The sequence below is a fragment of the Kitasatospora sp. NPDC024654 genome (assembly GCF_055559155.1).
The window spans coordinates 121,870-133,857 of the sequence record NZ_JBVHLF010000008.1 but is presented as its reverse complement, the minus strand read 5'-3'; the positions used below and the strand labels follow the sequence as shown (position 1 = coordinate 133,857).

Here is an 11,988-nt window from a genome sequence, read left to right as displayed (position 1 = left end):
CCTCTCCTCCTTTTTGTCAGCCGTAGCCTCTGTCGTCGGGTGTTTCCCCCACCCCCCCCTCGTTGGGGTGGACCCGCACCCCCCCCGCCTCGCCCCCCCCCCCCCCCCCCCCCAGCCGGCGGTCCACCGAGTCGAGCAGGTGCGTGTGCCCGGCGTTGCCGGGGTGCACCGGGATGTCCCCGGCGTCCACCAGGCCGGCTCGGTCGACCAGCCCGGTCAGCCGCATGGCCGGGTGGAGCGTGAAGCCGGCCCGGCGGTAGCGCCGGGCGGCCGCCGGGTCGGGCGAGGCACAGATCATCCCGCGCAGACAGCCGTGCCCGTGCGCGGCGGCCCGCTCCAGCAGCAGCCGGCCCACCCCCTTGCCCTGGGCATCCGGCAGCACCGCGTAGAGCGAGAGCAGCCAGAGGCCCTCGCGCCGCATCGACAGCGCGCAGCCGACCGCCCGGCCGTCCTCCACGGCCAGCCAGCAGCCCTCCGGATCGGTGCCCGCCAGGTGTCTGGTCCGGGCCAGATGGGTCACCACTCCGGCCGGCGGCAGCGGCTGCCGCGCCGCGCCGGGCGCGGCGAACGCGGCGTTCGCGATCTCCAGAACCGTCTCGGCGTCGGCTCGGTTGTCGCGGACCTGGCGAAGGATCATCCGACCATCCTGGCTGGTCGGCGGCCCCGCGCGGGCGGGTTTCCGGCAAGCCGCAGGTGATCCGCGGCACCGCGCCGTCCGGTGATCGGACGATGACCCGATCCCGGCGGTGTGCGAGCATGGGTGAGGTGGGGGAGCGGGCAGCAGCCCGCACAACGGATCCACTGCCCGGAATCAATCCGGGCGGCCGCTGGTTGGCACTGGCGGCAGATAGTCGTCACAGACCGGGAGTAAGCAGATGACCGTCCAGGACGAGACCACCGTCGAGAGTGGTCTGATCCTCACCGATGCCGCGGCGGCCAAGGTGAAGGGCCTGCTGGAGCAGGAAGGCCGCGACGACCTCGCGCTGCGCGTCGCCGTCCAGCCCGGCGGCTGCTCCGGCCTGCGCTACCAGCTCTTCTTCGACGAGCGCTCGCTGGACGGCGACGTCGTGAAGGACTTCGGCGGTGTCAAGGTCGTCACCGACCGGATGAGCGCCCCGTACCTGGGTGGTGCCACCGTCGACTTCGTGGACACCATCGAGAAGCAGGGCTTCACCATCGACAACCCGAACGCCACCGGCTCCTGCGCCTGCGGCGACTCGTTCAGCTAAGGCGCCCAGCGCGCGAGGGCGGCCCCGGAGTTCCGGGGCCGCCCTCGCGTGTCTTCCGGGCGGGTCAGTTGCCCGCGCTCACCGGGCCGCCGTTCGGCAGCGACTCCAGGGGCACGCTCGCCCCGCTGTCCGTGTCCACCACCATCCGGCCGTTCAACGGCTGCGCGAGGTCGGTCGCCACCGTCTGCTTCTTCTGCAGCGCGGGGCACATCTGGCCGGCCGGCGCCTTCTGGGTGATCACGATCTGCACGCCGACCTGGCCGGGCCTGCTCTGGTCGGCCTTCAACCCGTACTTGTCGCAGATCCCGCCGAAGAAGAAGACGGTCAGCTGGTTGCCGCTGGTCAGGTAGCTGACCGGCTTCAGCATGGCCGGCGGGTTGCCCGGGACGACCGACGGCGTGCCGGGGGTGCTCGGAGCGGGCGTCGAGCCGCCGGTCGGCGGGTTCGGCTTGGACGGCCCGCCGGGCTGCACACCGCCCGACGGCGAGCCCGACGCCCCGCCCGGCGACTGGGCGGGCGCGCCCGGCGCGGGGCTGCCGCTGCCCGAAGCACTCGGCGCGGCGCTCGCGGAGGCGGCGGCGGTGGACCCGCCGGAGCCCGCGTGGTTCTGGTTCTTGTCGCAGGCGCTGACCGTGGCCGTGAGCGCCAGCAGCAGCGCGGCCGCCGCCACCACCCGCCGCCGTCGGCGTCCGCGCGGCCCGGTGACGGCGGCGCCACTCCCGGTGGGGTGGGCGAACGGCTCGGCGGTGGTCTTCTCGTCCATGGTGCGACGTCCTCCAGGTCTGCGGATCCTCACGGCAGCGGTGGCTGCGCCCATCTGACGTGACGCGCGGGGATCCGGTTCCCGGGGCCGCCCGGGTCCACCTCCAGGGCCCTAGAGGCCGAACTCGGCCATCCGGGCGACCAGGTCGCGGGTCCGGGCGGGCACCGAGATGTGCCCGGCCGGGCGGGCGACGGGCTGCGGACCGGCGGTCAGCTCCGGCCAGAACAGGCCCAGCCGACGGGAGGAGTCCACCAGCGCGTCGAGGGTGTCCGGATCGACCTCGCCTCCACGGGCGCTCGGCGGCTGGACGGGGAAGTGACTGGGCAGCATGGCATGCGCTCCGATCGCCGGCCGCGGCCTCGGTGCCGCGAGCCTGGGCTCCGCTGAGCCCCTCTCCTGGCGACCCTAGGCCGCCGTACCGGGCCGGGCCAGACCTACCCGCAGGTAGCCGTCCGCCCGGTGACCGTGTGGCCGCGGTGACGGCGGCCGGTACCGTAGGGGGGTTGTCCCGCCATCGCCTACCGAGGAGTTCCACCGTGCGCATCGCCGTCACCGGTTCGATCGCCACCGATCACCTGATGACCTTCCCCGGCCGCTTCGCCGACCAGCTGGTCGCCGAGCAGCTGCACACGGTCTCCCTCTCGTTCCTGGTCGACACCCTGGACATCCGGCGCGGCGGGGTCGCCCCGAACATCTCCTTCGGCATGGGTGTGCTCGGCCTGCGCCCGGCCATGGTGGGCGCGGCCGGCGCGGACTTCGAGGACTACCGGGCCTGGCTGGAGCGGCACAACGTGGACACCGCCTCGGTGCACATCTCCGAGACCCGGCACACCGCCCGCTTCATGTGCACCACCGACGAGGACCACAACCAGATCGCCTCCTTCTACACCGGCGCGATGGCCGAGGCCCGCTACATCGAGCTCAAGCCGGTCGCCGACCGGCTGGGCGGCCTGGACCTGGTGCTGATCGGCGCCGACGACCCGCAGGCCATGGTCCGGCACACCCAGGAGGCCCGGGCCCGCGGCTACGCCTTCGCCGCCGACCCGTCCCAGCAGCTCGCCCGGCTGGACGGCGACGCGATCAAGGAGATCGTGGACGGCGCCGCGTTCCTGTTCAGCAACGAGTACGAGGCCGCGCTGATCGAGAGCAAGACCGGCTGGGACACCGCCGAGGTGCTGGAGCGGGTCGGTGCCCGGATCACCACCCTGGGCAGCAAGGGCGTCCGGATCCAGCGCAAGGGCGAGCCCGACCTCACCGTCGGCTGCGCCCAGGAGCGCCGCAAGGCCGACCCGACCGGCGTCGGCGACGGCTTCCGCGCGGGCTTCGTGGCCGGGCTCTCCTGGGGCCTCGGCCTGGAGCGCGCCGCCCAGGTCGGCTGCATGCTGGCCACCCTGGTGATCGAGACCATCGGCACCCAGGAGTACGAGCTGCGCCCGGAGGCCTTCCTGGAGCGGCTGGCCGAGAACTACGGCGACGAGGCCGCCGCCGAGGTCCGCGCGAAGCTCTGCTAGTGCTGTGACCGGGATGGTTCACCGTGATCGGAAGGCGGCTCGCGGGATGAGCGCACGCGAAACGGCTGGTATTACTGGGGCATGCAGGAAGAGACCGCACGTTCCGCGATCGACACGTTCATCTCCGCGTTCAACGCCTCGGACGACAGCTATGTGACTGCCCTGCTCTCCCAGGCCCTGACCTCAGACGTGGTCTTCTGGGGGCCGTTGGGCCGCAGCGAAGGAATCGCGGCGGTCGAGCGGTTCGTGCTGGACATCCGGCGCCACCCGGCGGGGACCGGCACGATGATGCGCTGCTCAGAGGTGGACATGCCTGACGAGTGGGCCCGGTACCAGTGGGTCTTCACCACGCCGGATGGAGGCCCCCGCCTGGCGGGAACGGACGTCGTCCATCTGCGGCGGAGCCTCATCGACCAGGTCATCGTCTTTGCGGGGGAGATCAAGCCGTCCGCCTCCTGAGTCATCCTTCTGTCGCTGTCCTTCTCCTGAACTTGCCCCCTTCGGCGCTCGGGGGCTGCGGTTCGCAGTTGGTCAGGCTGCGGTGTTGAGGGGGCGTCCGCCCCAGCGGACGCCCTTTTCGCTGCGGACGCGGGCATGTTCCTTGCGTTGGGCGGCGAGTACGTCGGGGTGGCGGGCGTTGGTGTTGCGCCAGCGCAGGTAGTGGTGCAGTGCCTGGGTTTGCGCGGGGTGGCTGCGGTGGTGGGAGTTGGCCAGGGTGAACTGCCGCCGCGGGCCGAACTGGGCCTCGATCGGGTTGGCCCGGGAAGCGTAGGTCGGGGTGAAGCACAGCTCAACCTTGTTCTTCTTCGCCCAGCGGCGGATGTCCGCCCCGGTGTGGGAGGAGAGGTTGTCCAGGATGATGTAGATGGGCGCGTCGTCGGGTCGGGTGGCGCGGATCGACTTGAGCGCGGCCAGGGTGTTGGCGGTGCCCTTGCGGCGGCGGTTGACGCCCCACAGGCGGTCGTCGCCCACGGAGTAGCAGCCGTGGAAGCAGGTGACGCCGTGGGTGCGACGGTAGGTCGCCGGCAGCCGGTTGGGCTTGGCCTGCTTCGCCCAGCAGGAGCCCGCGATGGGCCGGATCCCCAGGGCCCGAACTCGTCGAAGGCGAAGACCCGGTCCGGGAAGCGGTCCAGCACCTGCTCGATCCGGTCGAGCTTGGCATCGCGATCAGGGTCGGGTGACTCCTTCCAGGTCTTGGTGCGCTGGAAGGTGATGCCGCGGCGCCGGAGCAGGCACCGTAAGGCTTCACGGCCGATGCGGATGACACGTCCGTGCGCTTTCCGCAGGTAGGCGGCGAGTTTGCGGATCGACCAGCGGGTGAAGGGCTGGCCGAGCTTGTTGGGGCGAGTGGTGGCCGTCCGGATGACGAAGTCCTCGTCGTCACGACTGAGTAGGCGGGGACGGCCTCCCGCCCACTGAGGGTCCAGGCAGGCCAGGCCGATCTCGTTGAAGCGGTGGATCACATCGCGCACGGTGTCCTCGTCGGCCTGGACCAGCTGGGCGATCACCGGCACCCGGTTCCCGCCCGCCGAGGCGAGCAGCATCATCGCGCGCCGGTAGCGCACCGAACTCGTGCTGCCCCGGCGCACGATCTGCTGCAGCTTCCGCCCCTCCTGGGTCGGTCAGTCTGCGTACACGGACAGGCTCAGCCACCACGCCTCCAGCGATCGGATCGGGCGTCACCGCACATCCAACCGTCGCGACCACCAACCCGGCGAACCTTCACGGTCACAGCACTAGGGACGACGCCGCACCAGGTACGCCACGCCCCGGTCGGCGCCGTAGTCGGCGGCCGGGGCCTGACCGGCGTACTCCTCGCCGCGCATCTCGCACCAGGCCGGGATGTCCAGCCGGGCCGCCTCGTCGTCCGAGAGCACCACGACCAGGCCGCCCGGCGGCACCTCACCGATCCGCTTGGCCAGCTCGATCACCGGCAGCGGGCAGCGCTTGCCGAGCGCGTCGATGACCAGCTCCCGCTCGGCCGGCGCGGGGGCCGGCAGGTCCAGGCCGAGCGGGGCGCGCACCTGCGCCACCAGCTCCGGCAGCACGGTCAGGAAGCGGTCGACCGCCGACTCCGGAGCGCCGTACGGCAGCGAGACCCGCACGTTGCCCTCGGTAAGCACGCCCATCGCCGCCAGCACGTGGCTCGGGGTCAGCGTGCTCGCGGTGCAGGACGAGCCGGAGGAGACCGCGAAGCCGGCCCGGTCCAGCTCGCCCAGCAGCACCTCGCCGTCCACGTAGAGGCAGGAGAAGGTGACCAGGTGCGGCAGCCGCCGGACCGGGTCGCCGACCACCTCGACCTCCGGGACCAACCGGGGCACCCGGGCCCGGATCCGCTCCACCAGCGCGTGCAGCCGGGCGTTCTCCGCCTCCGCCTCGGCCCGCACCGCGCGCAGCGAGGCGGCCGCCGCCACGATCGCCGGCACGTTGACGTACCCCGGCACCCGGCCGCCCTCCCGCTCGTCGGCCGGCAGCGCGGAGGCGAACCGGACGCCCTTGCGGACAGCGAGCACCCCGACCCCGGCCGGCCCGCCCCACTTGTGCGCGCTCGCCGTCAGCAGCGACCAGCCGGCCGGCACCGGCATCCGGCCGACGCTCTGCGCCGCGTCCACCAGCAGCGGCACCTCGCCGCAGCGTTCGGCCACCTCGGCCACCGGCTGGACCGTCCCCACCTCGTGGTTGGCCGACTGCAGCACCGCCAGCGCGGTGTCCGGACGGGCCGTGAACGCCTCGACCCGCACCCGCCCGTCGCGGTCCACCGGCACCACGTCCACCTCGCCGCCCTCGGCCCGGTGCCGGTCGGCGGTGTGCAGCACGCAGGAGTGTTCGACCGCGGAGTGCAGCAGGTGCCGGCCGACCCGGCGCCGCCCGCGCAGCGCGCCCAGCATGCCCAACTGGACCGCCTGGGTGCCGCTGGTGGTGAACGCCACCTCGTCGGCCCGGGCCCCGATCGCCTCGGCCACCGTCTCGCGGGCCGCGTCCAGCAGCATCCGGGCCTGCCGGGCGGAGCGGTAGAGCCGGGCCGGGTCGGCCCAGCCCTCGTCGAGGGCGGCGGTGAGGGCCTGCCGTGCGACCGGGTGAAGCGGGGCGGTGGAGGCCACGTCGAAGTAGCCGGACAGATCGGACGCCATGCCCCCACGGTATCCGGGCTCACACCACGTCAGCCGATCACCGCAAATGTCCGCTTCGTCCGGTGTCGACGATCCGTCACCCGGTCGTCCGAGAGGGGTCCCCCGATCGGGTGCACGGACCTCGAATGCCTACGATGACCTGGGATTCCGTGCCTGCCGGGGCTGATCGGGTAGGCGGACGGCGCGTTACCGGGACCTGCTCGTCAGCTCCGCATAAGCCTGGAGTAGGGTTTGGCCCGCATAAGCATTCAAACCGTGCCCGTGGACGGGTCGCCGGGGAGCCGAGAGTACTCCTGGGGGCGACGCGATCGCGGGCGAGACTTCGGGAAGGCGCTACGTGAGTCCCAACGGCTCCGACCGCTCGCCGCGGCGCTCGATGCGGCGGAAGCTGCCTCAGGCGCTGGCACTGGGCCTCGTCATCGCGACCGCTACCGGCTGCTCGGCCAACGACCTCCCCAGGCTTGGCCTCCCCAGCCCAGTCACGACGACTGGACACCTCGTCCTTCAGATGTGGCAGGGCTCCTGGATCGCGGCGCTGGTGGTCGGCGTACTGATGTGGGGTCTGATCATCTGGAGTGTGATCTTCCACCGGCGCAGCCGCACCGGCATCGAGATCCCTCCGCAGACCCGGTACAACGTGCCCATCGAGGCGCTCTACACCGCGGTCCCCATTGTCATCGTCTCGGTCCTCTTCTACTTCGTCGCGCGTGACGAGGCTCGGCTGACCTCGGTCTCGGCCAAGCCGGACCACTACGTCAACGTGGTCGGCTTCCAGTGGAGCTGGGCGTTCAACTACGAGAACACCGAGAACCCCAACCCGAACAACCCGCTGGCCGCCTACGACGTCGGTACCCCCAAGGACATCCCGACGCTCTGGCTGCCGGTGAACGAGTCGGTCGAGTTCCGGCTCACCTCGCGGGACGTCATCCACGACTTCTGGCCCGTCAACTTCATGATGAAGATGGACGTCATCCCGGGCGTGGTGAACAAGTTCCAGGTCACGCCGACCGCCCTCGGCACGTTCGACGGCAAGTGCGCCGAACTCTGTGGTGTTGACCATGACCAGATGCTCTTCAAGGTCAAGGTCGTGACGCACGACCAGTACGTGGCCCACCTGCAGCAGCTCCGGGCCGAAGGCCAGGCTGGCGCGGTGCCCTCGGGCATCACGACCATGGGAAGTGAATAGAAGTGACCATCCTCAATGAGCCCGCCGCGGGCGGTGCCCCTGCGGGGGCCGCTGTCACGGCCGGTGGGGCCACGCGGACCCGCAAGCCGGGTTCCACCATCATCAAGTGGCTGACCACCACCGACCACAAGACGATCGGCACGCTGTACCTCGGTACTTCGTTCGCCTTCTTCCTGATCGGTGGCATCCTCGCCCTCGTCATGCGGGCCCAGCTGGCCCAGCCGGACGGCAAGGTCCTGACGAACGAGCAGTTCAACCAGGCCTTCACCATGCACGGCACGATCATGCTGCTGATGTTCGCGACGCCGCTCTTCGCCGGCTTCACGAACTGGATCATGCCGCTCCAGATCGGTGCGCCCGACGTCGCCTTCCCGCGACTGAACATGTTCGCCTACTGGCTCTACCTGTTCGGCTCGACCATCGCGGTCGGTGGCTTCCTCACCCCGCAGGGTGCGGCCGACTTCGGCTGGTTCGCCTACTCTCCGCTGTCGGACGCGGTCCGGTCGCCCAGCGTCGGCGCCGACATGTGGATCATGGGTCTGGCCTTCTCCGGCTTCGGCACCATCCTCGGCGCGGTCAACTTCATCACCACCATCATCTGCATGCGCGCCCCCGGCATGACGATGTTCCGGATGTCGATCTTCGTCTGGAACGTGCTGCTGACCTCGGTGCTGGTGCTGCTGGCCTTCCCGGTGCTCGCCGCCGCGCTCTTCGCGCTGGAGGTGGACCGGAAGTTCGGGGCGCATATCTTCGACCCGGCCAACGGTGGAGCACTGCTCTGGCAACACCTCTTCTGGTTCTTCGGCCACCCCGAGGTGTACATCATCGCGCTGCCGTTCTTCGGCATCATCTCGGAGATCATCCCGGTCTTCGCCCGCAAGCCGATGTTCGGTTACTCGGGTCTGATCGCGGCCACCATCGCGATCGCCGGTCTGTCCGTGACGGTGTGGGCCCACCACATGTACGTCACCGGCCAGGTGCTGCTGCCGTTCTTCTCCTTCATGACCTTCCTGATCGCGGTCCCGACCGGGGTGAAGTTCTTCAACTGGGTCGGCACCATGTGGAAGGGCTCACTGAGCTTCGAGACCCCGATGCTCTGGACGGTCGGCTTCCTGGTCACCTTCCTCTTCGGTGGTCTGACCGGTGTGCTGCTGGCCTCCCCGCCGATCGACTTCCACGTCTCGGACTCGTACTTCGTGGTCGCCCACTTCCACTACGTGGTCTTCGGCACCGTCGTCTTCGCGATGTTCGCCGGCTTCCACTTCTGGTGGCCGAAGATGACCGGCAAGATGCTCGACGAGCGCCTTGGCAAGATCACCTTCTGGACGCTGTTCATCGGCTTCCACACCACCTTCCTGGTGCAGCACTGGCTCGGCGCGGAGGGCATGCCCCGCCGCTACGCCAGCTACCTGCCCTCGGACGGCTTCACCACGCTGAACACCGTCTCGTCCATCGGCTCGTTCCTGCTGGGCATGTCGATCCTGCCGTTCCTCTACAACGTCTGGAAGACCGCCAAGTACGGCGAGAAGGTCAACGTCGACGACCCGTGGGGCTACGGCCGCTCGCTGGAGTGGGCGACCTCCTGCCCGCCGCCGCGGCACAACTTCCTCACGCTGCCCCGGATCCGGTCGGAATCCCCGGCGTTCGACCTGCACCACCCGGACATCGCCGCGCTGGACTACCTGGAGTTCCACGGCCACCCGGCCAAGCACTTCGAGGGCGTCACGCCGGCCGCCTACGACACTCCTGAGCTGACCAAGGCGAAGAAGAAGGAGGGCGACGCCTGATGAAGGAGCAGGGCAAGATCTTCGCGGGCTTCGCCATCTTCATCCTGATCATGTGCGTGGTCTACGGGCTCTGGTCGCACGAGCCGGCGGGTACCACCGCGCTCTTCCTGGCCTTCGGCCTGTGCGCCTTCATCGCCTTCTACCTGGGCTTCACGGCCCGCCGGGTGGATCTCGGCGCGGGTGACGACCCCGAGGCCGAGGTCGCGGACGACGCCGGTGAGATGGGCTTCTTCGCCCCGCACAGCTGGCAGCCGCTCTCCCTGGCGATCGGTGGCGCGCTGGCCTTCCTGGGTGTCATCTTCGACTGGTGGCTGATGTTCTGGGCCGCCCCGATCATCCTGGTCGGCCTGTACGGCTGGGTGTTCGAGTTCTACCGCGGCGAGAACCAGAACCAGTAGGTCCCGGTTCCCGCACGCACGGCAGGACCCCTCTTCGGAGGGGTCCTGCCATTTTTGTTCGGCCCTCCGGGGGGCGATGTCACTCAGGCGGGCGCAGCGGGGTGCGCCTCCTGGTCGGAGATGAGGTGATGTTCCTACGACCTGATTCGCTGTTTGAACCTCAGGAGGCTCCGGTGGTCGGCAAATGTGCAATACGGGGCGAGCACGGGGCATCGGGACGTTCCCCCGGACGCCGGGCGCCACTGTGCTGGCTGAGCCTGGCCCCGCTGCTGCTGGGCTCGCTGGCGGGCTGTGACGGCTTCGGGGCGGCCTCGGGGATCAGGCCGCCGCGGGCCGTCGACGCCGCGGCTCTGGTCCACACCTCCACCCTGCGTGACGCGGATCCCGGACAGCCCTTCACGGTGACCGCGCAACCCGGTGCCACGCTCACCGACGTCACCCTCACCTCGCCCGACGGCCGGCTGGTGGCCGGTGCGCTGGACCAGGACGGGCACGGCTGGCACAGCACCGCCCGGCTGGTCCCCGGTACCCACTACGCCGCCCGGATCGCCGTCTCGGACGGCCACGGCGGACGCGGCGAGGAGACCGCGGACGTCTCCACCAAGGCCGCCGACCGGCTGCTCACGGCGACCCTGGGCCCCGACCCGGCGCGCGCGGTCTACGGGGTGGGCGAGCCGCTCACCGTGCAGCTCTCCGAGGCGGTCGACGACCCGAAGGCCCGGGCCGAGGTGGAGGGCGACCTCAGCGTGGTCTCGGACCCGCCGGTGACCGGCGCCTGGCACTGGGTCGACGGCAAGAACCTGCACTTCCGCCCGCAGGAGTACTGGCCCGCCAACGCCACGGTGAAGCTCGGCTACGACGCCCAGGGCCACGCGATCGACGGCCACGGGCTGTACGGCGGCGCCCCGGTCTCGGTGTCGTTCCGGACCGGGGACCGGGTGGAGGCGATCGTCGACGCGGCCGCCCACCAGCTGACCTTCAAGCGCAACGGCACGGTGACGGCCACCATCCCGGTCACCACCGGCCGGCCCGGCTTCGACACCCGCAACGGCGTCAAGGTGGTGCTGAGCAAGGAGCGGGAGGTCGAGATGAAGAGCGAGACGATCGGGATCGCCAAGGACAGCTCCGACTCCTTCGACCTCAAGGTGGAGTGGGCCACCCGGGTGACCTGGAGTGGCGAGTACGTGCACGCGGCGCCCTGGTCGGTGTCCTCCCAGGGGGTGGAGAACGTCAGCCACGGCTGCACCGGGATGACCACCGCGTACGCCAAGTGGTTCTTCGAGCAGACCCGGGTGGGCGACATCGTCCAGGTGATCAACAGCCGGGGGCACCAGATGGAGCCCTTCGGCAACGGCTTCGGGGACTGGAACGTCGCCTGGGACGCCTGGCTGCGCGGCAGCGCGCTCGGCAAGACGGTGGACACCACCGCGCCGGCCCCGGAGCCGCAGGCCGCCGCGACCCTCCACCCGCAGTCCTGAGCCGCTACCCCCGGTAGACGAGGTCCAGCGCGCCGGTCACGGCCGCCTGGGCCTCGTCGTGGTTCAGGCCCAGGCGGGCGACCCGCTCGGCGTACTCGGTGGCGGCCGCCGCGGCCAGCTTGTGCGCGGTGTCGCCGGTGGCGGCGATCAGGGTGCCGCGGCGGCCGTGCGTCTCCACCACCCCGTCCGACTCCAGCTCGCGGTAGGCCCGGGCCACCGTGTTGACGGCCAGGCCCAGCTGCTCGGCCAGCGCCCGGACGGTCGGCAGCTTCAGCCCGGTCGGCAGCACGCCGGACCGGGCCTGCTCGGCGATCTGCGAGCGGAGTTGCTCGTACGGGGGAATGGCGGCGTGGTGATCGATGCTCAGCTGCACGGCGGGGTCTCCTCGGGAGGCGGTGGACCCATTCTGCAAGAAAGCCGAGGGGCCCGGGGGGGGGGGGGGGGGGGGGGGGGGGCCGGGGGGGGGGGGGGGGGGGGGGGGGGGGGGGGGGGGGGGGTGCTGGGG

12 protein-coding genes and 1 pseudogene are annotated in these 11,988 nt (G+C 70.9%); 7 read left to right on the top strand and 6 right to left on the bottom strand.

The genetic code is table 11. The annotated features are described in order from the left end of the window. Positions 1 to 16: 16 nt before the first annotated feature. Positions 17 to 637: a GNAT family N-acetyltransferase gene (locus ACZ38L_RS07655; RefSeq protein ID WP_465690220.1), complete on the bottom strand. Its 621-nt coding sequence runs from the start codon at positions 635 to 637 to the stop codon at positions 17 to 19. Positions 638 to 875: 238 nt separating this feature from the next. Between ACZ38L_RS07655 and erpA the strand changes: the two genes are divergently transcribed. Next, positions 876 to 1,229: an iron-sulfur cluster insertion protein ErpA gene (gene erpA, locus ACZ38L_RS07650; protein ID WP_396561720.1), complete on the top strand. Its 354-nt coding sequence runs from the start codon at positions 876 to 878 to the stop codon at positions 1,227 to 1,229. A gap of 64 nt (positions 1,230 to 1,293) precedes the next feature. Here the strand turns inward: erpA and ACZ38L_RS07645 are convergent, their stop codons facing one another. After that, a complete protein-coding gene (locus ACZ38L_RS07645) occupies positions 1,294 to 1,992 on the bottom strand; it encodes a hypothetical protein (protein WP_465690218.1) in 699 nt (232 codons plus the stop codon). A 111-nt stretch (positions 1,993 to 2,103) separates the two neighbouring features. Further along, positions 2,104 to 2,322 (bottom strand): hypothetical protein, encoded by a 219-nt coding sequence (locus ACZ38L_RS07640; protein WP_396561716.1) that lies wholly within the window; start codon positions 2,320 to 2,322, stop codon positions 2,104 to 2,106. A 206-nt stretch (positions 2,323 to 2,528) separates the two neighbouring features. On the opposite strand from ACZ38L_RS07640, the gene ACZ38L_RS07635 reads away from it, so the two are divergent. Continuing rightward, positions 2,529 to 3,503, top strand: a complete 975-nt coding sequence (locus ACZ38L_RS07635; protein WP_465690215.1) for a carbohydrate kinase family protein — start codon at positions 2,529 to 2,531, stop codon at positions 3,501 to 3,503. A gap of 81 nt (positions 3,504 to 3,584) precedes the next feature. Next, positions 3,585 to 3,962, top strand: coding sequence for a nuclear transport factor 2 family protein (locus tag ACZ38L_RS07630; RefSeq protein ID WP_465690213.1), 378 nt, complete (start codon positions 3,585 to 3,587; stop codon positions 3,960 to 3,962). Positions 3,963 to 4,034: 72 nt separating this feature from the next. On the opposite strand, the pseudogene ACZ38L_RS07625 reads toward ACZ38L_RS07630, so the two are convergent. After that, a pseudogene (locus ACZ38L_RS07625) lies at positions 4,035 to 5,156 on the bottom strand (IS630 family transposase). An 83-nt stretch (positions 5,157 to 5,239) separates the two neighbouring features. After that, complete coding sequence (locus ACZ38L_RS07620) at positions 5,240 to 6,634, bottom strand: aminotransferase class V-fold PLP-dependent enzyme (RefSeq protein WP_465690211.1); 1,395 nt, start codon at positions 6,632 to 6,634, stop codon at positions 5,240 to 5,242. A gap of 337 nt (positions 6,635 to 6,971) precedes the next feature. Here ACZ38L_RS07620 and ctaC point away from each other — a divergent pair, with 337 nt between their 5' ends. The 4 genes from ctaC to ACZ38L_RS07600 all read left to right on the top strand — a co-directional run bounded on the left by ctaC (position 6,972) and on the right by ACZ38L_RS07600 (position 11,483). Then, positions 6,972 to 7,820, top strand: coding sequence for an aa3-type cytochrome oxidase subunit II (ctaC, locus tag ACZ38L_RS07615; protein ID WP_396561710.1), 849 nt, complete (start codon positions 6,972 to 6,974; stop codon positions 7,818 to 7,820). Between the two features lie 2 nt (positions 7,821 to 7,822). Further along, positions 7,823 to 9,607, top strand: a complete 1,785-nt coding sequence (gene ctaD / locus ACZ38L_RS07610) for an aa3-type cytochrome oxidase subunit I (protein WP_465690208.1) — start codon at positions 7,823 to 7,825, stop codon at positions 9,605 to 9,607. Next, positions 9,607 to 10,005: a cytochrome c oxidase subunit 4 gene (locus ACZ38L_RS07605; protein WP_465690206.1), complete on the top strand. Its 399-nt coding sequence runs from the start codon at positions 9,607 to 9,609 to the stop codon at positions 10,003 to 10,005. The genes ctaD and ACZ38L_RS07605 overlap by 1 nt, the downstream gene beginning before the upstream one ends. Positions 10,006 to 10,178: 173 nt before the next feature. Next, the gene (locus tag ACZ38L_RS07600) at positions 10,179 to 11,483 is read left to right on the top strand and encodes a L,D-transpeptidase (protein ID WP_465690204.1); all 1,305 of its coding nucleotides are present in this window, start codon (positions 10,179 to 10,181) and stop codon (positions 11,481 to 11,483) included. A gap of 4 nt (positions 11,484 to 11,487) precedes the next feature. On the opposite strand, the gene ACZ38L_RS07595 is transcribed toward ACZ38L_RS07600, so the two are convergent. Continuing rightward, positions 11,488 to 11,856, bottom strand: coding sequence for a GntR family transcriptional regulator (locus ACZ38L_RS07595; protein ID WP_465690202.1), 369 nt, complete (start codon positions 11,854 to 11,856; stop codon positions 11,488 to 11,490). Between the last annotated feature and the right edge of the window lie 132 nt (positions 11,857 to 11,988).

Bases quoted from the DNA above. Each gene is read 5' to 3' on its own strand.
- ACZ38L_RS07630 (WP_465690213.1), top strand. From the start codon at position 3,585: ATGCAGGAAGAGACCGCACGTTCCGCGATCGACACGTTCATCTCCGCG.
- ACZ38L_RS07620 (WP_465690211.1), bottom strand. From the start codon at position 6,634: ATGGCGTCCGATCTGTCCGGCTACTTCGACGTGGCCTCCACCGCCCCG.
- ACZ38L_RS07605 (WP_465690206.1), top strand. From the start codon at position 9,607: ATGAAGGAGCAGGGCAAGATCTTCGCGGGCTTCGCCATCTTCATCCTG.
- ACZ38L_RS07640 (WP_396561716.1), bottom strand. From the start codon at position 2,322: ATGCTGCCCAGTCACTTCCCCGTCCAGCCGCCGAGCGCCCGTGGAGGC.
- ACZ38L_RS07645 (WP_465690218.1), bottom strand. From the start codon at position 1,992: ATGGACGAGAAGACCACCGCCGAGCCGTTCGCCCACCCCACCGGGAGT.
- ACZ38L_RS07655 (WP_465690220.1), bottom strand. From the start codon at position 637: ATGATCCTTCGCCAGGTCCGCGACAACCGAGCCGACGCCGAGACGGTT.
- erpA (WP_396561720.1), top strand. From the start codon at position 876: ATGACCGTCCAGGACGAGACCACCGTCGAGAGTGGTCTGATCCTCACC.